The 26,836-nt window shown below is 53.5% G+C and carries 22 protein-coding genes; 11 read left to right on the top strand and 11 right to left on the bottom strand.

The genetic code is table 11. The features are described 5' to 3' along the window. The first annotated feature begins 20 nt into the window (after positions 1-20). Positions 21-875, top strand: a complete 855-nt coding sequence (locus B3K89_RS08745) for an aldo/keto reductase (RefSeq protein WP_293895029.1) — start codon at positions 21-23, stop codon at positions 873-875. On the opposite strand, the gene B3K89_RS08740 is transcribed toward B3K89_RS08745, so the two are convergent. From B3K89_RS08740 to pth, 4 genes are all read right to left on the bottom strand, one after another. Further along, a complete protein-coding gene (locus tag B3K89_RS08740; protein WP_293895032.1) occupies positions 876-1,643 on the bottom strand; it encodes a hypothetical protein in 768 nt (255 codons plus the stop codon). It lies immediately after the preceding gene. A gap of 6 nt (positions 1,644-1,649) precedes the next feature. Beyond that, on the bottom strand, positions 1,650-2,897 hold the full coding sequence (locus B3K89_RS08735) for a cation:dicarboxylate symporter family transporter (RefSeq protein WP_293895034.1): 1,248 nt from the start codon (positions 2,895-2,897) through the stop codon (positions 1,650-1,652). 51 nt (positions 2,898-2,948) lie between these two features. Continuing rightward, the gene (locus B3K89_RS08730; RefSeq protein ID WP_414712347.1) at positions 2,949-6,251 is read right to left on the bottom strand and encodes an alpha-amylase family glycosyl hydrolase; all 3,303 of its coding nucleotides are present in this window, start codon (positions 6,249-6,251) and stop codon (positions 2,949-2,951) included. 142 nt (positions 6,252-6,393) lie between these two features. Further along, a complete protein-coding gene (pth, locus tag B3K89_RS08725; protein ID WP_293895040.1) occupies positions 6,394-6,924 on the bottom strand; it encodes an aminoacyl-tRNA hydrolase in 531 nt (176 codons plus the stop codon). Between the two features lie 37 nt (positions 6,925-6,961). Between pth and B3K89_RS08720 the strand changes: the two genes are divergently transcribed. From B3K89_RS08720 to metF, 5 genes are all read left to right on the top strand, one after another. Next, entirely contained in the window at positions 6,962-7,294 is a 333-nt protein-coding gene (locus B3K89_RS08720; protein WP_293895043.1) for an NGG1p interacting factor NIF3, read from the top strand. Positions 7,295-7,304: 10 nt separating this feature from the next. After that, positions 7,305-8,465, top strand: a complete 1,161-nt coding sequence (locus tag B3K89_RS08715; RefSeq protein WP_293895046.1) for a homocysteine biosynthesis protein — start codon at positions 7,305-7,307, stop codon at positions 8,463-8,465. After that, positions 8,462-8,875, top strand: coding sequence for an NIL domain-containing protein (locus B3K89_RS08710; protein ID WP_293895049.1), 414 nt, complete (start codon positions 8,462-8,464; stop codon positions 8,873-8,875). Before B3K89_RS08715 ends, B3K89_RS08710 begins: the two co-directional genes overlap by 4 nt. Positions 8,876-8,994: 119 nt before the next feature. Then, positions 8,995-12,504, top strand: a complete 3,510-nt coding sequence (gene metH / locus B3K89_RS08705) for a methionine synthase (protein WP_293895052.1) — start codon at positions 8,995-8,997, stop codon at positions 12,502-12,504. 4 nt (positions 12,505-12,508) lie between these two features. Then, a complete protein-coding gene (gene metF / locus B3K89_RS08700; protein ID WP_293895055.1) occupies positions 12,509-13,462 on the top strand; it encodes a methylenetetrahydrofolate reductase [NAD(P)H] in 954 nt (317 codons plus the stop codon). On the opposite strand, the gene B3K89_RS08695 is transcribed toward metF, so the two are convergent. After that, on the bottom strand, positions 13,459-14,121 hold the full coding sequence (locus tag B3K89_RS08695) for an endonuclease III domain-containing protein (protein WP_293895058.1): 663 nt from the start codon (positions 14,119-14,121) through the stop codon (positions 13,459-13,461). The two genes, metF and B3K89_RS08695, sit on opposite strands and share 4 nt — an antisense overlap. A 78-nt stretch (positions 14,122-14,199) precedes the next feature. Here B3K89_RS08695 and aroF point away from each other — a divergent pair, with 78 nt between their 5' ends. The 5 genes from aroF to B3K89_RS08670 all read left to right on the top strand — a co-directional run bounded on the left by aroF (position 14,200) and on the right by B3K89_RS08670 (position 19,312). Then, positions 14,200-16,110, top strand: coding sequence for a 3-deoxy-7-phosphoheptulonate synthase (gene aroF / locus B3K89_RS08690; RefSeq protein WP_293895061.1), 1,911 nt, complete (start codon positions 14,200-14,202; stop codon positions 16,108-16,110). A gap of 1 nt (position 16,111) precedes the next feature. Continuing rightward, positions 16,112-16,654 (top strand): DUF4416 family protein, encoded by a 543-nt coding sequence (locus B3K89_RS08685; protein WP_293895064.1) that lies wholly within the window; start codon positions 16,112-16,114, stop codon positions 16,652-16,654. 6 nt (positions 16,655-16,660) lie between these two features. Continuing rightward, positions 16,661-17,389, top strand: coding sequence for a hypothetical protein (locus B3K89_RS08680; protein WP_293895067.1), 729 nt, complete (start codon positions 16,661-16,663; stop codon positions 17,387-17,389). A gap of 43 nt (positions 17,390-17,432) precedes the next feature. After that, positions 17,433-18,641: an L-serine ammonia-lyase gene (locus B3K89_RS08675; RefSeq protein WP_293895070.1), complete on the top strand. Its 1,209-nt coding sequence runs from the start codon at positions 17,433-17,435 to the stop codon at positions 18,639-18,641. A gap of 194 nt (positions 18,642-18,835) precedes the next feature. Further along, positions 18,836-19,312: a hypothetical protein gene (locus tag B3K89_RS08670; RefSeq protein ID WP_345907283.1), complete on the top strand. Its 477-nt coding sequence runs from the start codon at positions 18,836-18,838 to the stop codon at positions 19,310-19,312. A 52-nt stretch (positions 19,313-19,364) separates the two neighbouring features. On the opposite strand, the gene leuS is transcribed toward B3K89_RS08670, so the two are convergent. The 6 genes from leuS to B3K89_RS08640 form a co-directional block, all read right to left on the bottom strand. Then, the gene (gene leuS, locus B3K89_RS08665) at positions 19,365-21,881 is read right to left on the bottom strand and encodes a leucine--tRNA ligase (RefSeq protein ID WP_414712346.1); all 2,517 of its coding nucleotides are present in this window, start codon (positions 21,879-21,881) and stop codon (positions 19,365-19,367) included. A gap of 38 nt (positions 21,882-21,919) precedes the next feature. After that, positions 21,920-23,185: a hemolysin family protein gene (locus B3K89_RS08660; protein ID WP_293894255.1), complete on the bottom strand. Its 1,266-nt coding sequence runs from the start codon at positions 23,183-23,185 to the stop codon at positions 21,920-21,922. 81 nt (positions 23,186-23,266) lie between these two features. Further along, positions 23,267-24,316, bottom strand: a complete 1,050-nt coding sequence (locus tag B3K89_RS08655; protein ID WP_293894258.1) for a GNAT family N-acetyltransferase — start codon at positions 24,314-24,316, stop codon at positions 23,267-23,269. A 20-nt stretch (positions 24,317-24,336) separates the two neighbouring features. Continuing rightward, the gene (locus B3K89_RS08650; RefSeq protein ID WP_345907281.1) at positions 24,337-25,167 is read right to left on the bottom strand and encodes a GNAT family N-acetyltransferase; all 831 of its coding nucleotides are present in this window, start codon (positions 25,165-25,167) and stop codon (positions 24,337-24,339) included. Next, a complete protein-coding gene (gene corA / locus B3K89_RS08645) occupies positions 25,158-26,201 on the bottom strand; it encodes a magnesium/cobalt transporter CorA (RefSeq protein WP_293894265.1) in 1,044 nt (347 codons plus the stop codon). Before corA ends, B3K89_RS08650 begins: the two co-directional genes overlap by 10 nt. Before the next feature lie 8 nt (positions 26,202-26,209). Then, positions 26,210-26,806 carry a lysoplasmalogenase gene (locus B3K89_RS08640; protein ID WP_293894268.1) on the bottom strand — a complete coding sequence of 199 codons (597 nt, stop codon included), beginning with the start codon at positions 26,804-26,806 and terminating at the stop codon, positions 26,210-26,212. Between the last annotated feature and the right edge of the window lie 30 nt (positions 26,807-26,836).

The following is a 26,836-nucleotide window of genomic DNA, read 5'->3' as shown; positions in this document are numbered from 1 at the left end:
GTCATTCCAAGGAGGTTTTTATGGAATACAAGGAGTTTGGCAGGACCGGTCATCGTTCCAGCAGGGTTGTTTTTGGCGCTGCTGCATTCAGCGAAGTGACACAACAGGAAGCTGACAGGACGCTTGGTCTCCTTCTGGACCACGGGATCAACCACATCGACACCGCCAGAAGCTACGGGGATTCTGAACTGCATGTCGGTCCGTGGATGAAAAGCAGGCGCTCGTCCTTCTTTCTTGCTTCAAAAACCGGTAAGCGCACCAAAGCGGAGGCTTTGGAGGAACTCAAGCAAACCCTGCATCGTCTGAAGACCGATTACCTGGATCTCTGGCAGCTGCATTTCCTCGTCGACCCCGAGGAGTGGGAGGTTGCGATGGGGGAAGGCGGTGCATTGGAGGCAGCCATTGAGGCAAAAGAGCAAGGCTTGGTGCGTTTTTTGGGAGTCACCGGACACGGTGTCGATGCTCCCAAGGCACATTTGAAAAGTCTTGAAGTCTATGACTTTGACGCTGTGCTTTTCCCTTATAACTTCACCATGTTGCAGAATCCTGCCTACAAGGAGGATGTATCAAAGCTCTTATCCGTCTGCAAACAACGCAATATTGCTGTTCAGACCATCAAAGCTCTTGCACGCGGAGAGTACAAACCCAACGAGAAAACGTTTGCCACATGGTATGACGCCCTCAGCGACGAAGCAGCCATCGAGAAAGCCGTACACTATGTCCTTTCCAATCAGCAGCTTTTTCTCAACAGTGCAGGTGACATTACTCTGCTGCCGGCCGTGCTCAAGGCAGCCGACAAGCCGATTGTGCAACCAACAGAAGCAGAGATGTTGAGCTTGGTCAAACAAGAGGGAATGCGACCACTTTTTACGTGATCAGGTCCAGATGTGATAGGTCCTGGTCACCAGAATGAGAATGGTGGTTCCAGCTACATAGAGAACCAGTCCGAACACATTGCATAAGGTGTTTTGGCTGATTGTAATCATGGCATTGCCGATGATCATCAGGATGAATGAGAGGCATCGTGCGAACGTCTGCCGGCTGAACTGCTCTTCGAACATGGCAATGAAGAAGGTGGCAACGGCAAGTACATTGATCAATATGCAAATACCAAGAAACAGGGAGTTGGTCACACTTGCCTCAAAAAGAAACGAAGGTGAGTTGACCGATACCGGTACGGTCATCGACAGGAACAGTGCACTTGCAGCTGCAACGAAGGAGTACTGGCTGAGTTTTGCAGGGTTGATTGTCTGTTGAAAGAGCCCAGAGGCCAGAAACAAGAATGATGAAAAGAGCAGGGAGAAATGGTAGAGCACAGAAATCGCCGACGGGCTGAGAATGAAGATATGGCTGATCGAATGATAGAGCGGCAGAATTTTGACATTGCCCAGGCTTATCATGAGGAACAAGAGAGGAAGCACCCTCGCTTCGGCTCCGATATTTGCACGATAGAAAAAGCAGAGCAGCAAGGCTGCCGTGAATGCCACCCATAGATGAATCAGGGAGGGCAGCAGATGCGAACGGGCTGTGGCCCATGTCTGTAGCTGTACAGCACTGATAATGCCGTGAACGATGCAAACAGTGAGAATGAGGGTGACGAGTCCTTGAATCCCCAGAAGGACAAAACGAAGATTTTTTCCCATGGTATCTTACAAAATATCGCGGTAGGAACTCTCAGTGAGAACCCCGAGCCGTTGACAGGTGTAGGCACTGCCAAAGGCAGCAATGTAGGAATCCACGAGAATCCCCAAGCCGTTGAGGATCGGCATCAGGGCGATGAGCGTCATTTCAGCACCGTACAAGTCAATCTTCAGAAATTGCAAGGCGATGGTGGAGATGAAGAATACCTCGTAGCCGAGGTAAAGCGGACTTGCGTAGGCAAAGAGAGCGCTGGCCAGGGCGACGAAAAGGATGACCTTGTCGGCAGGCATGGATTGCGTGGCTGCATAGAGCAGGCTGAGAATGCTCAAGGTGGCAATCATTGCCGAACCTCCCCTGCCGATGAGGGTGTACAGGGGAATGGCGGTGGCACTTACGCGTTTCTGGCAACCAAGGTTGTGCCTGGAAAGTGAGATGGTGATCGGGCTGGAAAAGAAGATGCTGCCGCTGAAGAGCCCTGCTGCAGCCGGAGCGAGCATGCGGTAGATGACTACATAGGGATTGACACGGAAACGGGTGACCAAACCAAAGAGAAGCGGCAGCACAACCAGGATGACCGAAAGGGTTGCTGTGATCAGCATAAGCAAAAATCTGCCGGCAACAAAAATGGTCCCCTCCATCTGCAGGTGGCTGAACCAGTAGGAGGATGCAAAGAACAGAAAGAAGTGACCTGTGGTGCTGTAGGCCCTCGCGAGACGGAACATGGTCTCGCTGAGGGAGTTCATGGTCACGTAGGCCGGTCTGATGACCTCCACATTTGGTTTCAGGAAATACCCGAAGACCAAGGCTATCACCAAAACAGGAAGCAAAAAGCTTTCAGCATTGGCCAAGGTATAGAATGGGTTGACCGGAAGCATCGACTCAAACAGGGTGGAAAGCGATTGGGGTGCGATTATGGAAAGCGTGGAAGCATCACTGCCTGCACTGGTGCTGGCAGGGAAATAGGAAGGGAAGAACCTGAAGACAAGAGCGGAAGAGAGCACCAACAGCAGGGTTGAAAACACACTCCAGAGCAGGGTGGTTCGTGCAAACACCCCTCCCTTGCTGTCTTTTCGCAGGGATGCTATTCCGCTCGAAAAGCCGAAAAAGACCAGTGGAATCAATACGAAACCGCCGAGCTGCACAAAAAGAGCGGTGATGGTATACATCACTTGTTGGAATATTCCCGACTCTCCAAATAAAAGGGTTGCAGCCAAGCCCAAGGCCGTTGCAGCCAGATAGCTTATCCAGGTTTTCATACCATCCAAGAGTATCTTATCAGATGCAGCAAGTCAATCAAACGTCGCTTTTCAGCCCAATAGTTGCTCAAGCTTATATCCAGACTGCATCTCAGCTTCCATCAGGTCCTTTATGAAGGAGCTGATATTTCCCATTCCCTTGATTACGGCAAGAGAGAGTGCTGAAAAATAGATGATCTCTTGCATTGCCTCCTTTGCATACCACGTTACTCCCTGATACTCGTTGACCTGTGCATACTTGGCAAGACTGGGGTCGGAAAGCAATTGCCTCAGTATCTGCTTGGGATCTTCCATGCTGTCGTCCACCATGAAGGCTGCGCTTGCAAGAATGGCAGCGCTGTGACAGGCTCTTCTGGCGGCTTCCTGGGTGAATCCCGCTTCACACAGCTCCTTGGAGAAGAATCGCGAGAGCAACAGGGTGTCGCTCGCCCGCATCGCCTCGCCGATGGTTGCCTCATTGCTGAGGAACGGTTTGAGGAAGAAGGAGGCTGCGACCACCGCCTCCATTTCGTCAAGGATGCGCGAGCCGTGCAGAAAGACCCGGGTTTCCTCTTGTTTGAAGAGGGTGCTGTACCGCTGGATTTGTGAGAGCATCTGGGCGGGATTGACATCCTGCGGCAGGGATGGCAGTGATTTTTTGGCAGCGGGATGCAGGTTCTCCACGGCAGCCACTAGATGGGCGTAGGCCTCAGCCAAGGTGAGAATGAGTTTTCGTTCGCTCTTGCTGGTGGCTTCTCCTCCAAGGATGAGCCTGATCTGCTTGAAAAAGCTCTCCGAATGGAAGCTCTCCATCGCCTTGTACACAGGCTTGAGGCGGAGTGCAAGGATTTCCTGTTCAAGATTGGATATTCCTCCATCCCCGATCTGCTCATACAGCTCGGAGTAGGTGCCGTCGACATCCTCAACCTCGCGGATGTTCAAGAACACCTTTGTCTCAAAACCCTTAAGCTGGACGGCAAACCCTTCGTCATATACCTTCAGCGAAGGTTTCATATAGGTAAGGCCTTCGTTGAACGAATCATAAAGGAGGTACCTTCTTCCGCCCACAGTCAAACCGAGAGCCTCGGCGAGGCTTGTGGTTTCGCTTCGTTTATCCTCACCGACCTTCAGCAATTTGGGGGAGCTGGTCTTGATCCAGCCTTCCACGCACTCATACTGGTTGTTGTAGAGCACCAAGGCGCGTTCCCGCTCGGTGCCGTTTACATAGCAGAAGGCCGACTGTTGTACCGATCCATCCCGATAGAGGTCGAAGAGCTGGAAGTAATCGACACCGCTGAATAGATACCGCTTTCGCAAAAGCGGAAAGATTCTTCGATAATGTTCATCCACCAGATGCTGGTTGGGTCTTTCATCCCAATATGCACGGCGGTACTCCATGCCATATTTCTCGCGATAGCCCTCGATCTGGCCATGGCCGAACATCGGCAGGCCGGGCATGGTGGCCAGCAGGGTGCAAACACCGAAGTACTTGTCCCCGTCTCCAAATTGGGCGACCGCCGTCTCCTCGTCGGGATTGTTCATGAAGTTGACAAAGCGCTTGAGGATTTCAGGTTCGAAAGCGATGGTGTTCTTGATCGTCTCCCGATACTTCTGGTTCTCCTGGTTCTTGAGCATGTTCATGAATGCGCTGTTGTAGACTCGATGCATCCCCAATGTACGAACAAAGTATCCTTCCATCATCCAGAAAGCTTCGGCAAGCAGCAGGGTGTCGGGAAGCTCCTCGTTGATGCGGTCAACCACCTCCCGCCAGAACTCCTGGGGGATTCTCTGGTTGAACTCAAGTTCGTCCATCCCATGCTGGGTGCGGCCTGCAATATCACCGCCGTGGCCCGGTTTTGGATACCAGAGCCGCTGGATGTGTTTCTTTGCCAGAGTCATTGCGGCATCGAACCGAATGATCGGGAAGTTGCTCGCGACATGCTTGATCTGCTGATACACAGCCTCGCGGGTGGCTGGATTGAGGAAATCGAGTTGGGCGGTATCGTTCCAGGGCATCGAAGTCCCATCGTTGCCGTGGAAAATATACGAAGTCTGTCCAGAGCGGAGGTCTCGGCGCCTGAATGTGACGGCAGCATCGCTGCGGTCATAATAGTGGTCCTCCAGCTTGATTTCCACATTCGAGTCGGAGGAGAGATTGGGGCCGTCATACGTATAGGAAGGGAAGGGAGGATAATCCTGCTGGATGAAATACTCGCTGTGGTTGAAAACCCAGTCGCCATCGATGCCTGTGTGGTTGGGCACCATGTCGCTGGCCAGGCGGATGTTGTAGCGGCTGCAACGCTGGCGCAGGTTGTCCAATGCCTGCCATCCCCCGATGGCCTCTGCAATCTCATAGTTCTTCAGCGAGTAGGCCGATGCCTCGGCATCGGGATTGCCGCACAAGTTCTTGATCTTCTTGCTTGCTGGACTGCGTTCCCACAGCCCGATGAGCCACAAGGCGGTAAAGCCGCGCGAGGAGAGTTTCTCCAGTTCCTGATCAGGAATCTTGTCCAGTGTGTCGATGGGATAGCCGTACTCCTTGGTAAGCTGGTCCAGCCACACCAACGTTGACTTTGCCATCATGATGACGTTGGGCATCCAGTTCCTGTCAGCGGTAAAAGCCTCGTACTCATGGTCGAAAATGCTGTAGTCGGGGACAACCATCACCGGACTTCCTCCGCCGCCAACCGGCGGGTAGTGCGGCTTGTCCTCTTCCTGTACGAAATCGATGGCCCTGAGGAGCATTGTTTTCAGGTTCTGCGGGATCAGATCAGCCCAAGCTTCAAGAATATAGCTGATTTGGTCGAGCAACGAGTCCGGATAGAGCTTTGCCGGCCGGGTGAGAAAGGAGAAAATGTCCGAATCGCTGTTTGCCATGGCCGCGGATGCCCTGGTATACCCGCCAAGCAGGGCCGTAACCGCCTGGGAAGCTTGGGGGAAGGTGAGGCCTTCGGGAGCAAGAAAGGGTTTTGCGGCAGCGATGAGGGCGGGATTCTCCTGCATGACCTGATGCAGGAAGTAGCCGCGAAGCGACTCTTCATAAAAGTAATCCAGAGGAAGCGACTGCTGCACCAAAAGGGGAGAGGGAAACTCCTTTATGTAGAAGGCAAGAACCTCCTGGGCGGCATGGTTCTTGTTGATAAGGGCGGTAAGGCGGGTGAAGAAATCTGGTTCGCTGTCGCTGAGGTATCGACTGAGAACACTCTGATAGAGCTGATGAAGTACTGCTGTGGCATGGAGTTTTCCTGCAGAAACCCAGTCATTGCCACCCTTTGCCTTCACCTTGCTGTTGTAGATGTATGCGAGTTCCGTTGCTTGCTTGTAGAGCGAAAGAAGATCGGAATCCGACGGAAACAACGCTGGAAAAAAATCCATTTCAGTCCTGGTGCGAACTGAAATGCGGAAATCACGTGTAATCAAAGCGCGCCTCCCTGCGGGTGGATTCATCCATGAACAGTACAGTCAGTATACCATGAGAGCTCATGGATGTAACCCCTTTCTTGAAAAATGGGTACTGTTAAACTAATGTTTTTGTTACCGGTAGAGAAGAATATGTGTCTGTGAGCATTCTTACTGCAAGATTGATCACCAATGGCAAGGAAATCTCCTCTTCCTGGGTAAACCGCTCCAGCACGAAGGATGCAACCGGGCCGTGAGTCGGTCTGCCGATGCCGATTCTCAACCTGAAAAACTGGTCGCTTTGGGTATGCGCCTTGATTGATTTCAGGCCGTTGTGTCCTCCCAGTCCCCCGCCTTTTTGCAGCCGCAGTGTTCCGAACGGCAGCTCCAGATCGTCGTGTATGACCAGTATCTCATCTATAGCATATCCGTAGAAATCCATGCAGGCACGGACCGACCTGCCGCTTTCGTTCATATACGTGGTGGGTTTGAGCAGCCTGATCGAGTTGTCAAGACTCACCAGACCATGGAACTTCTCGCTCCAGCTTGCGTGAGGATACCGATGTTCGGCAACCATCCAGCCGACATTGTGCCGTGTTTTAGCGTACGCCTTGCCAGGATTGCCCAGAAATACCAGAAGCTTTACCATAGCCGTATCATACGGGCAATACGGGAGGCATGCAACGATGTACGTGATGGTTTTCTATGTTCCCCAGTCGCATCTGGAGGTGGTCAAGGAAGCTGTTTTCAATGCAGGGGCCGGTACCATGGGCGCTTACGACCGATGTTGCTTCCAAACCCTGGGAACCGGACAATGGCGGCCCCTTGCCGGAAGTTCTCCCTTCCTTGGGCAGGTGGGAACGCTTGAACAAGTGCCACAGTGGCGTTTAGAATTGGTTGTCGATGAAGAGCATGCCGCCCAAGCGGTCCAAGCCCTCTTGGACAGCCATCCCTACGAGGTCCCAGCCTATCATTTAATCCCGGTCTTGACCCTTGAGGGGGTCGAGTTCAACGAATAGAGGAGCTTCTATGGCAAAAACGATTGCCCAGATCAATGAGAAGATCAAAACAGGTAAGGCGGTGGTGGTTACAGCCGAGGTCTTTACCAAAATGGCAAAAGAAAAGAGCTTGGCTGAGCTGGCCCAGGAAGTGGATGTGGTCACCACAGCCACATTCGGTCCGATGTGCTCCTCGGGGGCAATCATCAATTTCGGACATTGGTCTCCGGGCATCAGGATGGAGGAGATCTCCATCAACGGGGTGAGTGCCTATGAAGGACTTGCTGCAGTCGATACCTATATCGGAGCAACCAGCGAATCAAAATTCGATCCAACCTATGGCGGGGCCAATGTCATCGAGGATCTCATTCGCGGCAAGGATGTGCGTCTGCATGCCAGGGGCAAGGGAACCGATTGTTATCCGACCAAGGAAATCGACACCTGGATCAACAAGGAGACGGTCAACGAGTTCTACCTGTTCAATCCCCGCAACGCCTACCAGAACTACGCTGCAGCTACGAACAGCACCAATCGGATCAAATACACGTATATGGGAAGCCTTCTTCCCCGCTACAGCAATATCACCTACTCCACCAGCGGAGAACTCAGCCCCCTGCTCAACGACCCGTTTTTACGGACCATCGGCCTTGGAACCCGTATTTTCCTCGGTGGTACCGAAGGGTATGTGGTTTGGAACGGCACTCAGTTCAACACCAGGCGGGAGCGCAATGAGTTTGGGATTCCCAAGCTCCCGGGAGCCACCCTGGCGGTAATCGGTGATGCAAAGCAGATGTCAGCCGACTACATCAGGTCGGCTTACTATGAGAAGTACGGTGTATCCCTTTTTGTCGGCATCGGGATTCCCATCCCGGTTCTGGACGAGAGGATGGCCAAGCATCTGAGCATCTCCAACGACCAGATCGAGACCACCATCCTCGACTATGGACAAGAGAATCACCCGGCGGTGGGGACCGTCTCCTATGCCGAGCTTGCAAGCGGCAGTGTCACCCTCCCTGACGGCAAACAAGTCAGGACTGCTCCTCTTTCTTCGCTTGCAAAGGCACGGGAGATCGCCGAGCTGCTGGGCCGATGGATTCGTGAGAAACGGTTCTTCCTTACCGAACCGGTACAGATGTTCCCCAAGGACAGCTTTGTCAAACCCTTGGTTCCCCGTGAAGGAGGTGAGCAATGAAACGACGCTATGCCTTACGCTTCTCTCCCACCTTGGTGGAGCAGCCGATTGTCAGCAAACTTGCCCGCACCTACGATGTGGACATCAACATTCTCAATGCCGATGTCGCCAGTGGTCGGGGAGGCAAGCTCATTGTTGAGCTTTCCGGAACCGAGCAGAACCTCGATGCCAGTGTAATCTACCTCTCTGATGCCGGTGTCATCGTCTCCGAAATGGTCAAGGAACTGCTCTTTCGGGAGGAAGGCTGCATCCACTGCGGCGCTTGCACCGCAGTCTGTTCGCCAAGGGCGCTGAGGATGAACAGCGAGGCAAAGTTGGTCTTCGATGTTTCGCTCTGCGTAGTGTGCGGATTGTGCACCCAAGCCTGCCCGCTGCGCCTCTTCGAGGTTTCCCATGAGCGGGAAGCGTAAGACAACACCAATGTATAGATTGATGTCCTACATTGGGAGGATGCCCGATAGTAGTAAGTAATCAATTGGTTTTGGACCATCGAACCGAGTATCCACAGCCTTTGGAGGGATATACTGCAATGAACCGAACGGAATACCTGAAAAGACTGCTCTCTGAGCGTGTTGTATTGCTTGACGGGGCGATGGGAACCATGATCCAAAGCCAGGGCTTGACCGTCGAAGACTATACGCTTGAGGATCTTGCCGCCTATGGATGCAACGAGGTGATCAATCTCACCCGTGGTGATGTCATATATGCGATTCATCGGCAATACCTCGAGGCAGGTTCCGACATTATCGAGACCAATACCTTCTGCGCCAATGCCTTCAATCTGGCTGAGTATGGCCTGCAGGACCAGGTGCAAACCATCAACCAGGCTGCCTGTGAAATTGCGCGTGAAGCGGCTGCCGATTTCGAGGCCGCAAATGATGGTTACGCCTTCGTTGCCGGGGTCCTCGGGCCGACCAACCGATCCCTTTCCTTCTCCCCGAAGGTGGAAGACCCCGCCTACCGGCAGAGTGATTTTTCGGATTTCTTTTCGATGTATCGAGAGCAGGCGCGGGCCTTGGTTCAGGGAGGCGTGGATCTGCTTCTGATTGAAACCGTATTTGATACGCTTGCTGCCAAGAGTGCCATCCTTGCCTGCCTCGATGCCATGGCCGAGGAGGGCAAAACCATCCCGATCATGGTCAGCGTCACCTTCAGCGACCAGAGCCGGCGAACGCTCAGCGGCCAGACGCTTGAGGCCTTTGTAACCAGCCTCAGTCCGTTTCCCCTTTTCAGCTTGGGGTTGAACTGCTCGACAGGCCCCGAACAAATGCTCCCCCTCATCGAGGAGCTTGATGCAATCTGTCCTTTCTATGTCAGCGCCCATCCCAACGCAGGGTTTCCCGACAAGGAGGGTGTCTACACCCTTGCTCCCGATACGATGGCAGACCAACTTGCAGGGGTTTTGCAACAGGGCAGACTCAACATCCTTGGCGGATGTTGTGGCACCACCCCTTCTCATATAGCCGCCTTGGCCCGGGCCTGCCACAAGGCAGTTCCCAGAAGCAGGCACGAACCCTCCACTTCTTTGATGCTGAGCGGTCTTGATTCGATAGAGGTAAAACCCAACGAACTGCTGGTGATCGGTGAACGTACGAACGTTGCAGGATCGCGCAAATTCGCCCGCTTGATCAAAGAAGAGAAGTGGGAGGAGGCCCTGGCCATCGCCCGCCGGCAAGTAGCTCAGGGAGCCCGGGTGTTGGATGTCTGCATGGATGCATCCATGCTCGATGCAAAAGCGGGCATGCGCTCGTTCTTGCGCCATATCGCCGGCGATCCCTCGGTGAGCAAGGCTTCAATCATGATCGACTCCTCCGACTGGTCGGTAATCGAAGAGGCCCTTGGCGAGGTGCAGGGCAGGGGGATTGTAAACTCCATCAGCCTGAAGGAAGGCGAAGAAAGCTTCATCAGGCATGCCAGGCAGATTGCCCGGTACGGACATGCCATGGTGGTGATGCTCTTTGATGAAGAGGGACAGGCTGCCACCTATGAGAGAAAAATGGCGATAGCCGAACGCAGCCATGCCTTGCTTGTCAATGCAGGCATCAGGGAACAGGACATCATCTTCGATGCGAATGTCCTGTCGATTGCCACCGGAATTGAAGAGCATGACACCTATGCCCGTGATTTCATTCTCGCCACCCGGACCTTGAAAGCGAGGTATCCGCTTTGCCACACAAGCGGCGGGGTGTCGAATCTCAGTTTCTCCTTTCGCGGAAATGAGGCGATCCGAACAGCGATGCATGCAGTGCTGCTCTCCCTTGCAGACCTGGATATGGCGATCATCAATCCGGCAACTCTTGTCAAGCCGGAGAGCTTGGACGAGAAAACACGCTCGGTCATAGAGAAAGCCCTGCTTGCAGAGGATGAGGACTTGTCACAAAACCGGGCGAACCTGATTGCTCTCGCCCTTGAAGTGCAAGAGGATGAGACGCCGCCGCAGCAGAGAGCCGACCGCAGCCGGCGAAGTGCCGCCGAACGTCTCTTCGACGCCGTTCTTGCAGGAGACCATGCATACTTGGAGCAGGACCTGCAGGAGCTTGAGGGCGAGAATCCCCTTTCGTTGGTGGAAGGGCCTCTGATGGACGGCATGAAGGAAGTAGGCCGGCTCTTCGGGCTGGGCAAGCTGTTCCTCCCCCAGGTAGTACGAAGTGCACGCACAATGAAACTAGCTGTTGATATCCTCCAACCGAGGATAGCTGAATATTTGCAACAGAATGCTCTTGATTCAAGCAGTCAAAAACGGCCGGTTGCCGTGATGGCCACTGTCAAGGGCGATGTGCATGATATCGGCAAGAACATCGTCAATCTGATTCTTCGCTGCAATGGCTTCATTGTGATCGACCTCGGGGTGATGGTTCCTCCCCAGGTCATCTGGGAAGCTGCCGTAAGTCACAAGGCAGACTTGGTCGGGCTGAGCGCCCTGATCACACCTTCTCTGAAGGAGATGGAGAATGTCATCAAGCTGTTTGAAGAGAAGGGTTCCTCCATTCCCATATTTGTTGGGGGTGCGACCACCAGTGAACTGCATACGGCGGTCAAGCTCTCCGTCCTCTACTCCGAGGCGGTAATTCAAACCAAGGATGCATCGGCCATGGCCTTGGCCGCAAAACAGGTGGTAGGCCCGGATGGGAAAGCCTATAAACGTACTGTACAAGCTGTCTATCAGCAACTGAGGGAAGAGCATCGGGGGCCAAAACAGAGCCAATCCTTCTACGCAGAGGCCCTGCTCAAGAGAGGCCAGAAGCAGCAGGGCACCAAAGCCAAGGTCTACGGCGTATTCACTAAAACCGACTTCAGCCTGAAGGATTTGGCATCCGGCATCAATTGGCGCATGTACTGCTCGGCCTGGAAGGTGCCTTATGACAGCCTGGAGGGGAAGAACCTCATTGCCGAAGGGAAAGCCCTGCTTGGCGAGCCTGAAATCATCAGCCTCTTCGAAGCAGGATGTAAAATCGTCTACGGCTTGTTTCCCGCTTCCAGCGACCGCTTGCAGGTCAAGGTAGGTGATGCCTGCTTCTACTTCCTCCGCGATGAGCAAAGCGGTTTGTGTCTCGCAGACTATATTGCACCCGATGATACGGTGGGTCTGTTTGTCGCCACTTCCTCCCTCACCCTGGACCGGTATCTGAAGCGATTGGAAGTTGAGGGAAAGACCATGCAGTTGCTCTCTCTCAAACTGCTGGCCGACCGGCTAGCCGAGGTGTTGGCGGAGCAGGCCCAGATTCAGCTGCAGCAGTTGTGGACGGAGGACGACCTCTCTTTCATCCGACCGGCTCCCGGTTACCCGTCCTGGAGTGATCACAGCGAGAAACAAACGCTGTTCTCCCTGCTGGATGCGACAGCCAACATCCAGGTCCGACTGACCGAAAGCTTTGCCATGGATCCTCCCTCATCGGTGTGTGGAATGCTCATCGGCGGGGAGCATCTTCGTTACTTTGGCGTGCAACAGGTCAGTGAAGAGCAAAAAGCCCTCTATGCAAAGAGAAAAGGGGTAACGATCGAGGCGCTTGCCACACTGCTTGGTGGTATGGAATACTGAGGCCATGCAAGTAATCGACATACTCCGACAGGCCAAGCGCCCCCTGTTTACCTTCGAACTGGTACCTCCCCTCAAGGGTGGTGATGCCCAGACGCTGTTGGAAACTGTGCGCCAGCTCTCCCAGTTCGAGCCTGCGTACATCAATGTCACCAACCATCAGCAGGAGGTGGTCTACCTTGAACGCCCTGATGGTCTTTTGGAACGCAGGACTGTCAGGAAGAGACCGGGAACCATCGCCCTCTCCGCCTTGATCCAGTATACCTTCAACATCCCGGTGGTGGCCCACCTGATCTGCGGGGGCATGGACCAAGATCAGCTTGAGGATGCCTTGGTTGAACTGAACTTCCTGGGGATTGAGAACGTGCTTGCCCTTCGTGGAGATCCGCCAAACGGGGAGAAGCGGTTTGTCCCGGTCAAGGGAGGGTATGAGCACTCCAGCGAGTTGGTAAGCCAGATCAATGACTTGAATATGGGCAGGTACTTGGACCAGAATTTGCAAAATGCCCGGAAGACCCATTTCTGTATAGGAGTTGCAGGCTATCCCGAAAAGCATGCCGAAGCACCAAACCTTGAACGAGATATTGAAATGCTCAAGCACAAGGTGGACTCAGGAGCCCACTATATTGTGACCCAGATGTTTTTCGATAATGCGGTGTATTACCGGTTCGTCGATGCCTGCAGAAAGGCCGGCATTACCGTTCCCATCATCCCGGGACTCAAACCAATTGGAAGCAAACGGGATTTGGCCACCATTCCCCAAACCTTCCATGTCGATTTCCCCTCCGAGTTGGTCGAGCAGCTGACCAAAGCCACCAAGCTTGCTGAGATTCGTGAGATCGGGGTGCATTGGTGCACGCTTCAGACGAAGGACCTGCTTGCCCATGGAGCACCGTCTGTGCATTTCTACACGCTTGGCAAGGCGGAGTCGGTTGCAAGCGTCGTTCGCTCCTGTTATTAGCGGCTGCGCACTACACCGATTTTGGGACAGCGTTCGGCCTGTGGGCATTTGCTGCAGAAAGGGCTGACCGGTGTGCAGATCAGCTGGCCGAAGCGTACCAAGAGTTCATTCAGCGGTATCCAGAAACGCCTGGGCATGACATGCTGCAAGGCAATTTCGGTCTGCTCGGGTGTTTTTGTCTCGACCCAGCCCAGGCGGTTGGCAATCTGGTGTACATGACAGTCCACACAAATTGCATCAATTTGATACCCTAGATTCAAGGTGAGATTCGCGGTCTTTATGCCCACGCCCGGCAGTGCAAGCAGCTGCTCCCGTGTGTCGGGTACCCTGCCATTGTACTGTGCTATCAGGATTTCTGAAATCAGGCGGATGTTTCTTGCCTTTGTTTTATAGAACCCGGCAGGATGGATGGCCTGCTCGATGGCCTCTTCGGAGAGGCCGGCCATGGCATAGGGATCGCCGGCCAGGGCAAAGAGCCGTTGGCTCGCTGCAAGGGTGACCTCATCCTTGGTTCTGAGTGAGATGAGGGTTGCGATCAGCACGTGGAATGGGTCGTTCTCCCGCTCGGCGATAATCGAGACCGAGGGCAGTAGTTGCCCCTCCTTCTCGATGGCTTCTCTGAATTGTGCAAACAGGTCATCCCAATAGTGTTCATCCATGTGCAATCACCTACCATGCCAGAGCAAAAAAAGCAACGCTCCCTTGACCTTTTTATGGTTACGCTCTAGCGTATTTTCATGATAATCGTACTGAAAAAACAAATCAGCGAACTGCAGAAAGAGTCGATCAGGTCCTTTCTGATGGGAAAAGGCTACACCGTCAAGGAAATCATTGGGCAGGAAGAGACTGTCTTCGGTGCAGTCGGCCGGAGCACCCTCGATATTCGTGAAGTTGAGTTGCTTGAGGGAGTGGCCAGTGTCGTACCCATCAGCAAACCGTATAAACTTGCTTCGCGTGAGTTGAAAAAAGAGGATACCATTGTTACCGTCGGCAAGGTGAAGATCGGCGGAAATCGTATTGCAATCATTGCCGGTCCCTGCGCGGTCGAGTCGCGACAGCAGATCATGAGCATTGCCGCCTCGGTTCGGGAAGCAGGAGCCGTGATTCTTCGCGGCGGTGCCTTCAAGCCCCGAACCAGTCCCTATGCCTTCCAAGGGTTGGGGGAAGAGGGTTTGAAGTACCTCAAGGAAGCGGGGGAGAAGTACGGCATGCCGGTTACCACAGAAATCGTCAATCCTTCCGATGCTCCCATGATGACCAAGTACATCGACATGTTCCAGATTGGTGCAAGGAACATGCAGAATTTTGAACTGCTCAAGGCGGTCGGGAAGACCGGCATGCCGGTACTGCTCAAACGGGGCCTTTGCGCCACGATCGAGGAGTGGCTGATGGCAGCCGAATACCTGATGGCCAGTGGAACCGACCAGGTTGTATTGTGCGAACGCGGCATCCGCACCTATGAGCGGGCCACCCGCAACACCCTGGATGTATCGGCCATACCCGTTGTACAAAAAATGACCCATCTTCCGGTCATCGGGGATCCCAGCCATGCAACGGGCCTGAGGGATATGGTAAGCCCGATGAGTCTTGCCTTGATCGCCGGCGGAGCCTCCGGCTTGATCGTCGAGGTGCATGATAATCCTGAAAAAGCACTCAGCGACGGTCCCCAGTCCCTGTATCCCTCCCAGTTTGAGAAACTGATGCGCGACCTGCAGGCTCTCAGTGCGGTTGTCGGCAAATCCTTGGAGCGCATCCCTCGCATTCTGCCTGAAACCCTCAGCCTGGGCAAGGGGCCTTCAGTTGCAACCGATCAGTTGGTTGTTGCCTTCCAAGGAGAGCGTGGAGCGTACAGCGAGCTCGCCATCCGCAGGGCGTTTGGCGAGTCCACCGATGTCCTTCCTTGCAAGTCCTTCCCCGATGTGTTCGAGGCGGTACTGCAGGGCAGGGCCTCCTATGGCATGATTCCTCTGGAAAACACGCTTGGCGGCACCATCTATGAGAATCTGGATTTGCTTGACCGGCATCAGGCCATCCAGGTGGTGGGGGAACAGCAGATCAGGATTATCCACAATCTCATCGGACTTCCCGGTTCAAAGAAGGAGAATATCAGGGAGATCTACTCCCATCCGCAAGGATTGGCACAGTGTACCGAGTATCTGCAGCATGAAATGTCCCATGCCCAGGCCATCCCCTTCTTCGATACCGCCGGTGCGGTAGCCTATGTCAAGGAGGCAAAGGATCCCACCAAGGCCGCCATCGCCGGAGCTCCGGCTGCAAAGGTGTACGGAATGGAGATCCTGGCGGAAGGCATTGAAAGCAATCCCCGCAACTATACCCGCTTCTATATCATCTGCCGTGAGGAGCGCAGCGCAGTCTTCCGGTCGACTTCGGCCGTAAACCGCGCCTCACTGCGGTTCACTGTTCCCGATCGTCCAGGCTCCCTGTTTTCCGCCTTGTTGGTCTTGACCAAGCATGGCCTGAACATGAAGAAGCTGGAGAGCCGTCCGATACCCGGAAAGCCTTGGGAGTATTCGTTCTTCGTCGAGACCGAACTCGGGGAAAGCGGTGCCTTCGATGTTGCGTTGGCTGAACTGTCGGAGCTCTGTCTTTCGGTACGGGTTCTGGGGACGTTCACCTCAAACTTGTAGGATGGGACGGCTGCTTTCGTTCACCCCCAGGTCCCTGATAATGGGGGTGTTGGTAAAAGATCCGGCTCTCCTCGAGCCGGTTGTCTCTCGTCTTGAAACCCATTACGGCCCTGTTTTGAACCAAAGTGCCCTCACACTCTTTACCTATACTGATTATTACGATCGGGAGATGGGATCGAAGCCGTATCGCTGTTACCTGCAGTTCAAGACATTGGTCGACCCGGCACGGCTCTCCGCAATCAAGCGTGAGACCAATGCACTGGAGGATCTGTATCGGGTGGATGCAAAGCGAGAGGTGAATCTCGACCCGGGATTGCTGTGTCTGGAGAATCTCATTCTCGCCACCACGAAGAATCGCAGTCATCGCATCCCCCTCAGTGACGGCATATACGCCGAAGTGACGCTGCACTATGAAAACCACGCGTTCCATGGCTTGAAGTGGACCTATGCCGATTACCAAAGTGAAGGGGTGAGAACGTTGTTTGAACAATTCAGGGATGATTACCGGCAGCAGTTGAAGCAGGAAGGCGGTCTTTGCACCTAAGGTGGTGTGAAATGGTTTGTATGCTTTGCTCTTCTGGCTCTTTGCATCAGTTGTGAGTTCAACCCTCTCTCTGAGAGGCAGGTGGAGATTGTCATCACCGAAGAGCATCCTTGGAAGAAAGTCAGCCATCGTCCGCTGTGGCATACCCTCGTCTATTATGACGCCTCAGGGGATCTAAAGCATGTGCACTTGGAAGGCGGGACAACGAAGGCGACCATCGCCGTCAGGCGGGATCGGCTCACTGTTTTCTGCGCCTATCCTCTCTCAAGCCTGTTTCCCTATGGAGGATTTTTCTATCCGGGGTGCAGGACGCCGATCGTCCTGGACCAGAAGCAGGGACGGCTTGCCAGTCTCCTCTTGGATGCCTACCCCCACAATGCCCAGGCAATAGAGAATCTCAATGGCGAGGCATTGGTCGCAATGGCCTGTGATGTTGCTCTGTTGGACACCTCGAAATTCTTGGTTGACCTGCTCAATGGTACTGTGGACCAAGAGAGCCTGATTCTTCTGCCTAAGCTCGCAATCACGCTTGCCGATCTTCCTGCAGGGTACTGGATCAACGAGAGAAGCGACCAGCGATCCTTCTATTTTCTCTGGAACGATGCCATCGAGGTGGAAGCTGAAGGACTTGTCGAGCGTTGGTGGAATCAGGAGATGCAGCTTTGCCTGACTCTCTACGCGGACCTGGTTGAGGGCACCTTCTCCACCTCGCTTTCCAAAGCCCCCCTCTGGTAGAAAACACCTTCCCTTTTTATGGATAAACCGATAGAGTTCGGCTATGGAATCCCTTCGCGAACTTTTCCGGATCGGCTATGGCCCCTCCAGCAGTCATACCATGGGACCGCGCTCTGCGGGGGCTCATTTTCTTTCATTGCATCCTCATCAGGCGCGGTATGAGGCGGATTTGTACGGCAGCCTTGCCGCCACGGGAAAAGGCCACCTGACCGACAAGGCTCTGCGGGAGGTCTTTGCCAAGGAGGGCAGCGAAGTTGAGATCGTTTGGTATCCCGATATCGAGAAGCCCTTTCATCCCAATGCCTTGTCCATCCGCTCCTATGATGCACAAGGAAATGTGACCCATGAGCAGACCTACTATAGTGTGGGCGGCGGGAAGATCATTATTGAAGGGGTCGAGGAAGAGGCTTCCAAGCGTGTCTATCCCAAAGAGTATTCCAGGATGAAGCAGATACTCGAATATTGCTCCGAGGAAGGACTTCAGCTGTGGGAGTTCGCCGTCCAATGGGAGGGTCCACAAATTCTCACCTACATGGAGGAAGTCTGGAATGTCATGAGCAGTGCCGTTGAACGCGGTTTGGATGCCGAGGGCGTTCTTCCCGGCGGACTCAAGCTGGCACGCAAGGCAAGCCAGTACAACTCCAAGGCAACCGAGTTTTCCGGCCCGCTCGGGAGTACCGCTTTGGCTCTCAGCTATGCCTTGGCTGTGAGCGAAGAGAACGCCGGGGGCGGCTTGATCGTCACCGCACCCACCTGTGGAAGTTGCGGGGTTCTCCCCGGGGTCCTTTACTTTTTGGCAAAGCAGTACAAGCTGCCCAAGGTGAAAATCCTCAGGGCTCTCCTCACCGCCGGTATCATCGGCAATGTAGTGAAGACCAATGGATCGATCAGCGGTGCCGAGGTGGGGTGCCAGGGTGAGATCGGTGTCGCCTGCGCAATGGCTGGTGCTGCCGCCACCCATCTTCTGGGAGGCAGTATCCATCAGATCGAGTATGCGGCGGAGATGGGCCTTGAGCATCATCTGGGGCTTACCTGCGATCCGATGCGGGGTCTGGTCCAGATTCCCTGCATAGAACGCAATGCCTTGGCGGCCATGCGCTCGCTCGACCACTGTTCCTATGCCCTGCTTGGTGACGGCCGTCACAAGGTAAGCTTTGACAGTGTCATCGAAGTCATGATGGAAACAGGGCAAGCACTTCCATCCCTCTATCGGGAGACAAGCAAGGGTGGTCTGGCAAAGGTGCTCGGCTAGGCTTTGCTGTGTCATAAGAATGGTGTTTTGAAGATACCATATTATTTCACTATACAAGAAACAAATAGTATATGTAATTTGATTGTCTTTACAAATAACTCTCTGGTGATTATGATTTCTTCAAGGAATTGCTTTGAGCGTATAGGTAAACACTTGACACAGGTTTTTTACCTAAGATACTGTACTAAGAGCGTATGGAACATATATCAAGGACATGGAGGCGGATTCAGCTATGCAAGGCAGCCTATGGCGGTTTTCTTTTGTGTTTGTTGTGTCTTTTGGTTCCCTCTGATCTTCGAGCGGCAATCTCCCTTCAGACTCCTTCAACCGATGTGGTCATTGTCATAGAACCCCTTCCTTTCAATACTTTGGATGCTTCCCTTCTTATCCCGATTTGCGATGTTTCCTTGGTTGCCAAGCACCCGGGCTTTGGCAGGGTGTATATTGAACACACCCCCTTGTCCAGTCCGTTGGAAATGGTCATGTACCAGTTGGTATCGGAGAATGGATTGGATTTCGAACGCTCTGAACCCTTTCTCTATTATGTACAGGGAGCCCTGCACGAGGAGGTTTCCATCGGCCGGCTCTGGGCGCGTTTGATCAAGCCTTTCAAGGGTGATGCACAGCAGTACAGCAGCACGCTCAGGTTGAATCTGGTATTGGAGAAATGAACAGAAAAAAAACCACGCGTGAGCTCCCTCTCGCGTGGTGATGCATGATTCGTTATTTTACAACGATATTCACCAGCTTGTCGGCAACGACAATCTCCTTGACAATCGTCCTGCCCTCGAGCCAGCTCGCAAGCTTCTCGTCCTTCTTTGCCATTGCCAGGACTTCATCCTTGCCAAGTCCTTTGGAAACCATCACCTTGGAACGAACCTTTCCATTGACCTGGAAGACCATCTCAATCTGGTTGTCGACCGTCAACTCCTCAACAAACTGCGGCCATGCTACGGTTGAGAGACCTCCACTATGGCCAAGGCGCTCCCACAGCTCTTCAGCAAGGTGGGGAACGTACGGGCCGAGCAGCTTGACCAAAGTCTCGGCCACCACCCTGGGCAGGGTTTCGACCTTGTACAGCTCGTTGACCAATACCATCATCTGGCTGATCGCCGTATTGAAGTTCAGGGTATTGGTATCATAGGTCACCTTCTTGATTGTCTTGTGCAGCGTCCTGTTCAACTCATCCGAAGGCTGTTCATCGGTGATGGTCCGCTCATCAAAGAGCCTGTAGATGCGGTCGAGGAAACGATATACACCGACCAAACCGGTCGTAGCCCAAGGCTTGGAAACTTCAAGCGGCCCCATGAACATCTCATACATGCGCATCGAGTCGGCGCCGTACTCGCTGATGATCTCATCGGGATTGATGACGTTCTTCAAGCTCTTGGACATTTTCGCGATGACCCGCTCAAGGATCTCTCCGGTTGCTTTCTCGACAAAGACATTGGTCTCTTTCTCCTCGACCATATCGGTGGGGACCAGGCTCTTGTCCTTGCGTTGGAACGCATAGCTGGTGATCATGCCCTGGTTGACCAATCGCTTGAAGGGCTCGGAGGTGGAAACCAGGCCGAGGTCGAAGAGAACCTTGTGCCAGAAACGGGCGTACAGCAGGTGGAGCACTGCGTGCTCGGCGCCTCCGACATAGAGGTCGACGGGCATCCAGTATGCTTCCTTCTCGGCTGAAACAAACTGCTTGTCATTCTTTGGATCGAGATAGCGCAGGTAGTACCAGCAGGAACCCGCCCACTGTGGCATGGTATTGGTCTCCCGTTTTGCTTTTCCCCCGCAAACCGGGCAGGAGCAATTGACCCACTCCTCAATTTTTGCCAACGGACTTTCACCGGTACCGCTGGGCTCATAGCTGGACACCTCGGGAAGCAGCAGCGGCAGCTGGTCCTCGGGAACGGCAACCGTGCCGCAGGTGGGACAGTGCACCAGGGGGATGGGCTCGCCCCAGTAGCGCTGTCGGCTGAATATCCAGTCGCGAAGCTTGTAATTGACCGCTTTCGAACCAAGCTTGTGCTCCTCAAGCCAATCGAGCATTGTCTTGATGGCATCTTCCTTGTTCAGACCGTCGAGGAAGTCGCTGTTCACATGCACTCCATCCTCGGTCCAAGCCTGCTTCTGTACGTCGACTTCGCTCTTGAGTACCTCGACGATGGGCAGGCCGAACTTCTTGGCGAACTCCCAGTCGCGGGTATCGTGGGCGGGAACCGCCATAATTGCGCCGGTACCGTAACTGATCAAGACATAGTCGGCAACCCAAATGGGAATGCGCTTGCCGTTTACCGGGTTGATCGCATAGCTGCCGCTGAAGACACCGGTCTTTTCTTTGGCAAGATCCGTTCTCTCAAGATCGCTCTTGCGTGCGCTTGACTCAAGATATGCCTCAACGGCCTCTTTCTGCTCAGCCTTGGTCAGTTGGGCAACCAACGGGTGCTCAGGAGCGACGACCATGTACGTTGCCCCGAAGAGCGTATCGGCACGGGTGGTGTACACTTCCAGCTGGGCGTCCATCCCATCGACCTTGAAGGAGACGGAGGCACCTTCACTGCGGCCGATCCAGTTGCGCTGCATGAGCTTCACCGACTCCGGCCAGTCCACGCTGTCCAGGTCGGCAAGCAGCTTGTCTGCGTATTCGGTGATCTTCAGCACCCACTGGCGGATGTTCTTGCGAACCACCGTGGTTCCGCACCGTTCGCACTTCCCTTCCTTCACTTCCTCGTTGGCCAAGCCTGTTTTGCATGCCTCGCACCAGTTGATCGGGGTGTGTGACTCATAGGCAAGCCCCTTGTTGAAGAGCTGGATGAATATCCACTGGGTCCAGCGGTAATAATCGCTTCTGTGGGTGGAAATCTCACGATTCCAGTCGTAGCTGAAGCCCAGGCTCTTGATCTGTTTGCGGAAGTTCTCGATATTCTTTTCGGTGGTCGTCCGTGGATGGGTGCCGGTCTTGATGGCATAGTTCTCCGCCGGCAGGCCGAAAGAATCGAAGCCCATCGGATGGAGGACGTTGTATCCGTTCATCCTGAGGAATCTGCAGTAGATATCGGTGGCGGTATATCCTTCAGGATGGCCGACATGCAGTCCAGCCCCTGAAGGATACGGGAACATATCCAGGACATACATCCGCTTGTCCTTGGGGATGCTTGGATCCTCGGTGACGGCAAAACTCTGATGCTCGTCCCAGTACCGTTGCCATTTCGTCTCTATTTCATGGAAGGGATATTTGCTCATGGGAGCCATCATACCTTCGCATCACGCTTCAGTCAACGCTACAGAAGGGTTCCATCATCGATGGTCGGAGAAAATTCCACTGCCTCCATCCTGTTTCCCTTCATGGAAATGATGCGAAAGGTTCCTAAAGGAGACTGGACGACTTCCCCCTCCTGGGGGATGTCTCCGGTCAACTCCAATACATAGGCGGCAACCGTGGAAGTCCTCTGCTTCTGACAGTCGGCCGAAAGATCCAGTTCATCGACAAACTGCTGGAACGGTGTGTCCGCCATGACCAGGAAGGTTCCAGGCATCTGCTCACGCTCGACGATTCGGTCGGGGAACCTTCGCTCGTGCTCGTCATAGAGCTCGCCGAACAGTTGCTCAGCCACATCTTCCATCGTGACCACTCCGCTGAAACCGCCGTATTCATCCAGCACGATGGCTTGTTGCAACTTGTCCTTCTTGAACAGGAAGAAGACATCGTCAAGGTGCATCTGCTCCGGCACAAAGATAGGCTTCCTGAGAATGGTGGAGATGCTCTTGTCCATCCGCTTCTCCAGTTGGGCCCGCAGGATGTCACGGACCAGCACAATCCCTATGATATTCTCGGCGCTGCCGTGGAAGACTGGAACACGACTGAAGCCCGACTTCACGATGGAAGGGAATGCGTCACGGATTGTCAGCTCGTCACTGATGCAAAACACATTGGTGCGGTGGGTCATGATGGTGCGGACCTGGGTTTCACTGAAGTGGATGGCCCTCTGCATCAAATCGGATTCGTATTGGTCCACCAACCCTTCATTCTCGGCGGCATCCACCATGTGCATCACCCCCTCGGTCGTGATGGCCGGGTCCGCATGGGAGGCGAACAGGCGGGTGATCAAGGAGGAGAATTGTCTGAGCAGCCACACGACGGGGAACAGAACGATGGAGAAGAATCGAATCGGATAGGCCATGAAGACGGCTATCTTCATATTGTGCGTCAGTGCAAGCTGTTTGGGGGTTATCTCACCGAAGATCAGGATCACCAGCGTAAGGATGCCGGTGGCATAGCCTACCGCCTGGCTTGAGAAATATTCAATGGCGAAGGTGGTCACCAAGGCGGAGACGGAGATGTTCACCACATTGTTGCCGACAAGTACTGTTGTAAGCAGGGCATCGCGGTTCTGGCTGAGCTTGTAGGCAAGCCTGCTTGAGCGCTTCTTGCGGTTCTCCAAGGTCTTGAGCTGCACGAATGAGAGGGAGGTATAGGCTGTTTCCGTTGCTGAGAAGACAGCAGAGAACAACAGCAGAATAACGATGGCGGTCAGTTGTACTTGCATGTACACCTCCCGGCCACAAACGAAAAAAACGAGTGTTCGCCTGAACACCCTTTACTAGGTAACGGGTCATCCATAATGCAATCAGTATACCAAGAGAAATGCGTAGCAGGCAAGGGTAAGAACATAACTGAAGAGGCGGTAATTCCAACCTTCCCGTTTGATACGTGAGGAGTTGAATCCACAGAATGGATAGAAGAAAAAAAACGTATCAAGCGTCAACAGGAACAACGTATAGGGATTGGGAAGCAGGATGAAGAGCAGGGCGAGCGAGGTATTTGAGATCAGGCTCATGCGCGCTAGGTCTTTTGCATGGGTTTTCAATGACCAGTTGCTTCCTTGTATATAGAGGTTTCCGGGTACAGGGAACGGCAGACCCACGAGAAGCGGCAGCAGAAGGGCTGTGAAATACGCAGTATCCCACTGTCTGTAGACGAGCCGTATTTTCTGTATGTGTGCAAACACAAGGGAAGGCAGGGTGCGTACGAGCAAACTCACCAGGGGGAGTGCGAAGAGGAGCGATCCGGTCTCGTGGGAGAACTGCATCCAGGAGAAGTTGAGAAGAGAGACCAGGTTCCAGCCAAAGAGGACCGGGATGAACAGCAGGGTGTTTGCAACAACTCCCAACAGAAAGGCTTTGAGGTTTTCCGGATAGGATTGCGTACGGGTATCGTCGAGGCTCAAATGCCAAAAAAAGTATCCCATATCGAAGAATCGGGAGGCATGCTTCCAAACCCGGAAAAGCCCGAAGCGAAAGCGCCTTACCTGGCCAAGCAGCGAGAGACGGGAAAAACCCTTGTTTTCAAGTTGCTTGAAGGATGCTGGATTGTCCCCCTCCACGCACCCCGCAACATCGGTGCAGCCCAAGCTCCTAAGGAAGACCAGAGCTTCGGACAGGAGCTTGCCTGCAAGACCCTTGCCCCGGTGTTCCTTATCGGTGTAAAGCCATCCCAGATATCCCATTTTCACCTGCTTGTTTACCTGGTAGACATCGAGATTCAAACCGGCAACGATCCTGTCTTCATGGATGACGACCAGCGTGGTGTCGGGATGAAGAAAGAAGATCGAGGCAAGACTTTTGTCAAAGCATCGCTGCATGAGCTCTCTTGTCTCGGCTTCCTGCTCTTTTTTCATGACTGAAATGGAGTATGTGCTCATTGTTTCTGCTCTTCAAGGATGAGAACCATTTCACTTTGCGTGGTGAATTTGGTGAAACCTGCAGCTTGCAGGGCGTTGATGACTACCGTGTCCGCCTCATCGACATTGAGAATGCGCACTGTTTGCGTAGTACACGCTCTGGCACAGGAAATGATAGCCTCTTTCATAAAGTTTTCATCTCTATACTGAGGCTCTATGTTGATTTGGGCTATCGAACCACGGGTATGGTGGTACCAGGCGACTCCTTTTCTTGTTCCCTTTTCGACGATGTCGGAACACGTATACAACCCCTCCACAACCGACTGGTCATTGTTCTGGTAGCTGCTTTCATAGCATGATGGGACGCGGTATCCATCCTCGTAGGGCTCCAGCAAAAGATCGGACTGCCCAACAAGTTCGTCTTGCTTGGCTGAAAAGCACAACAAGTTGCGCCTGATGGCAAATCCATGGCTTTGATAGAGGTTCTTTGCCTTGGTATTGGTATCGAGGACTTCCAGGACGAAGGTGGTGCAGCCTCTTGCAGCAAGAAGGGCGGCTGCAGCATCGATGAGTGTGTGTGAGAGACCCCTTCCCCGATAGGAAGGGATGATGCCGGTTCCTGCGTCGTAGGCGACGCTGCCTCGACGGCCGATCAGCAAAAAGCCTACCAGCCGTCGTTTGTCGAACAAGCCAACCGAGTCATCCTTGCTGTAGGAGAGACTTTCCAAATGGGAGGCGAACGCCTCAGCTGTCATGGAAATCGGTATATCGTAATCGCTGAAAGCTTCATTGAAAACAGGAAGGAGATCCTCCATGTCCGTATGTTTGAGCGTGTTTGTCACCACCATTTTTTTCTCCTGAAATAGATGGCCATGCCGCAGACAACCAAAATACAGCAGACCAGGATTGCAAAGAAACCCCAATACGCATCTGTCAGCGGCATATAGGAGAAGTTCATGCCATATAAGCCGGTCAAAAATGTGAGCGGGATGAATATGGTTGAGATGATGGTCAACACCTTCATGATGGCGTTCATCTTTATATCGAGGCTTGAGAGGTAGACTTCCATGATACCCGACACCGTCTCACGCATCATATCACACTCCTCGGCAAGCCAGAGGGCGTGGTCGTAGACGTCCCGTAGTAAAAACGTCGTATTTCGGTCCAGAAATGGATTTTCCGTCCGTATGAGGGTGGTAAGGATTTCCCTCAGCGGGTTTGTCATTCTTCTCAACGTAAGAATATCAGTCTTTTGCTGATGGATGACCGAAGCGGATGTTTCTTGGGGATTGGTAATGACCAGCTCCTCCAGATTCTCGGTTTTCAATTCCAGCTCATCGGCCTCGACCAGATACTGGTCGACCACCCGGTCGATGAGTGCGTGCAGCAGGGCGCTGGAACCGGCACCCTGCAGTCTGGTTGCCGAGGACAGCTGACGGATTACCGCATCGAAGCTCTGGTGGTTGTACTCTGCAATCGAGAGCACCCACCCATCGCCTAAAAAGAGGGTGAGCTGCTGCTCCTGTGTCCCTTGATGAGCCAGGATTCTCAAGGTTACCGAAAGGTAGGAATCGTACTGATCCAGTTTCAAACGCTGGTCGGTGGAAAACACATCCTCAAGACTGAGATTGGCAATCTGGAACTCTTTGGCAATCTGTACGATGGCCTGGATATCTTCCAGCCCGGTGATTTCCACCCACAGGACATGCTGTTTGTCAGCACGTGTGTATCCTTGCTCCACCCGATACGATCCTGCATGGTAGATGTGTGTGCGGATGGATGTCTGTTGGGGCTGGGTGTCTCCGACGTAGATGAGACTTCCTGCTGCAAGCCCTTCTTTCTTCTTGTGCGCATAGGGCAGCGATACTTTCTTTTCGTGCATGCGTTCTCCTACAAATTCACAAAACCCAGCACCAACAACAGTTGGGCCAGAATGTAGACGGCCATCTCGGTGATGACGCTGAATCGGCGCCGATGCAAAGCCTCCATGCCAATCATACCGTCGGAGATGATGAAAGCCAAGGCTCCAAGCGATGCAAGAGGTGAACCACTGCCAAAGCACAAGGCTGTCATGATGAACAGGTTGAGACCATAGAGGGCATATCGCAGTTTGACGGGGGATGTTTTAAGAAGCAGAAGAAGATAGGTCATGGGGATGAGCATCAGCAGCGCCCCGATCAAAAGGCGGGGCCATTGGAGCGGACGCAGCAACAGATGAGCGGAATAGAGCAGGTGGGCTAATGCGAAGCTGACCATGCCCAGGATGAAGTAAGGTTTTCTGGAGCTGTCGGTGAGAAAGTAATCGCCCAACGTTGCAAATGACAATGAGATAAGCAAGAAAGGCTGTGCACCGTTTTTCAGTACGTACACCATGAGCGTCGGCATCAAAAGAACCTTGACCAATGAGCCGAGGCGATTCAAACCTTCCGCTCTCAGATTTAGATGGAGCAGTGCCAATGCTATATACAGTATGAGTATCGTATCCATACGTGCAGGGTACTGGAGCGGGTTCTCCAG

The organism is Sphaerochaeta sp. UBA5849 (assembly GCA_002432715.1).
Lineage (GTDB): Bacteria > Spirochaetota > Spirochaetia > Sphaerochaetales > Sphaerochaetaceae > Sphaerochaeta.
Note: the sequence above shows the minus strand (reverse complement) of the source record. Positions and strands in the feature narration are given on the sequence as shown.

Bases quoted from the DNA above. Each gene is read 5' to 3' on its own strand.
- B3K89_RS08655 (WP_293894258.1), bottom strand. From the start codon at position 24,316: ATGAAAAAAGAGCAGGAAGCCGAGACAAGAGAGCTCATGCAGCGATGC.
- pth (WP_293895040.1), bottom strand. From the start codon at position 6,924: ATGGTAAAGCTTCTGGTATTTCTGGGCAATCCTGGCAAGGCGTACGCT.
- B3K89_RS08660 (WP_293894255.1), bottom strand. From the start codon at position 23,185: ATGCAAGTACAACTGACCGCCATCGTTATTCTGCTGTTGTTCTCTGCT.
- B3K89_RS08685 (WP_293895064.1), top strand. From the start codon at position 16,112: ATGGGACGGCTGCTTTCGTTCACCCCCAGGTCCCTGATAATGGGGGTG.
- metF (WP_293895055.1), top strand. From the start codon at position 12,509: ATGCAAGTAATCGACATACTCCGACAGGCCAAGCGCCCCCTGTTTACC.
- B3K89_RS08640 (WP_293894268.1), bottom strand. From the start codon at position 26,806: ATGGATACGATACTCATACTGTATATAGCATTGGCACTGCTCCATCTA.
- B3K89_RS08720 (WP_293895043.1), top strand. From the start codon at position 6,962: ATGTACGTGATGGTTTTCTATGTTCCCCAGTCGCATCTGGAGGTGGTC.
- leuS (WP_414712346.1), bottom strand. From the start codon at position 21,881: ATGAGCAAATATCCCTTCCATGAAATAGAGACGAAATGGCAACGGTAC.
- aroF (WP_293895061.1), top strand. From the start codon at position 14,200: ATGATAATCGTACTGAAAAAACAAATCAGCGAACTGCAGAAAGAGTCG.
- metH (WP_293895052.1), top strand. From the start codon at position 8,995: ATGAACCGAACGGAATACCTGAAAAGACTGCTCTCTGAGCGTGTTGTA.
- B3K89_RS08695 (WP_293895058.1), bottom strand. From the start codon at position 14,121: ATGGATGAACACTATTGGGATGACCTGTTTGCACAATTCAGAGAAGCC.
- B3K89_RS08675 (WP_293895070.1), top strand. From the start codon at position 17,433: ATGGAATCCCTTCGCGAACTTTTCCGGATCGGCTATGGCCCCTCCAGC.
- B3K89_RS08670 (WP_345907283.1), top strand. From the start codon at position 18,836: ATGGAACATATATCAAGGACATGGAGGCGGATTCAGCTATGCAAGGCA.
- corA (WP_293894265.1), bottom strand. From the start codon at position 26,201: ATGCACGAAAAGAAAGTATCGCTGCCCTATGCGCACAAGAAGAAAGAA.
- B3K89_RS08745 (WP_293895029.1), top strand. From the start codon at position 21: ATGGAATACAAGGAGTTTGGCAGGACCGGTCATCGTTCCAGCAGGGTT.
- B3K89_RS08650 (WP_345907281.1), bottom strand. From the start codon at position 25,167: ATGGTGGTGACAAACACGCTCAAACATACGGACATGGAGGATCTCCTT.
- B3K89_RS08730 (WP_414712347.1), bottom strand. From the start codon at position 6,251: ATGGATTTTTTTCCAGCGTTGTTTCCGTCGGATTCCGATCTTCTTTCG.
- B3K89_RS08715 (WP_293895046.1), top strand. From the start codon at position 7,305: ATGGCAAAAACGATTGCCCAGATCAATGAGAAGATCAAAACAGGTAAG.
- B3K89_RS08735 (WP_293895034.1), bottom strand. From the start codon at position 2,897: ATGAAAACCTGGATAAGCTATCTGGCTGCAACGGCCTTGGGCTTGGCT.
- B3K89_RS08710 (WP_293895049.1), top strand. From the start codon at position 8,462: ATGAAACGACGCTATGCCTTACGCTTCTCTCCCACCTTGGTGGAGCAG.
- B3K89_RS08740 (WP_293895032.1), bottom strand. From the start codon at position 1,643: ATGGGAAAAAATCTTCGTTTTGTCCTTCTGGGGATTCAAGGACTCGTC.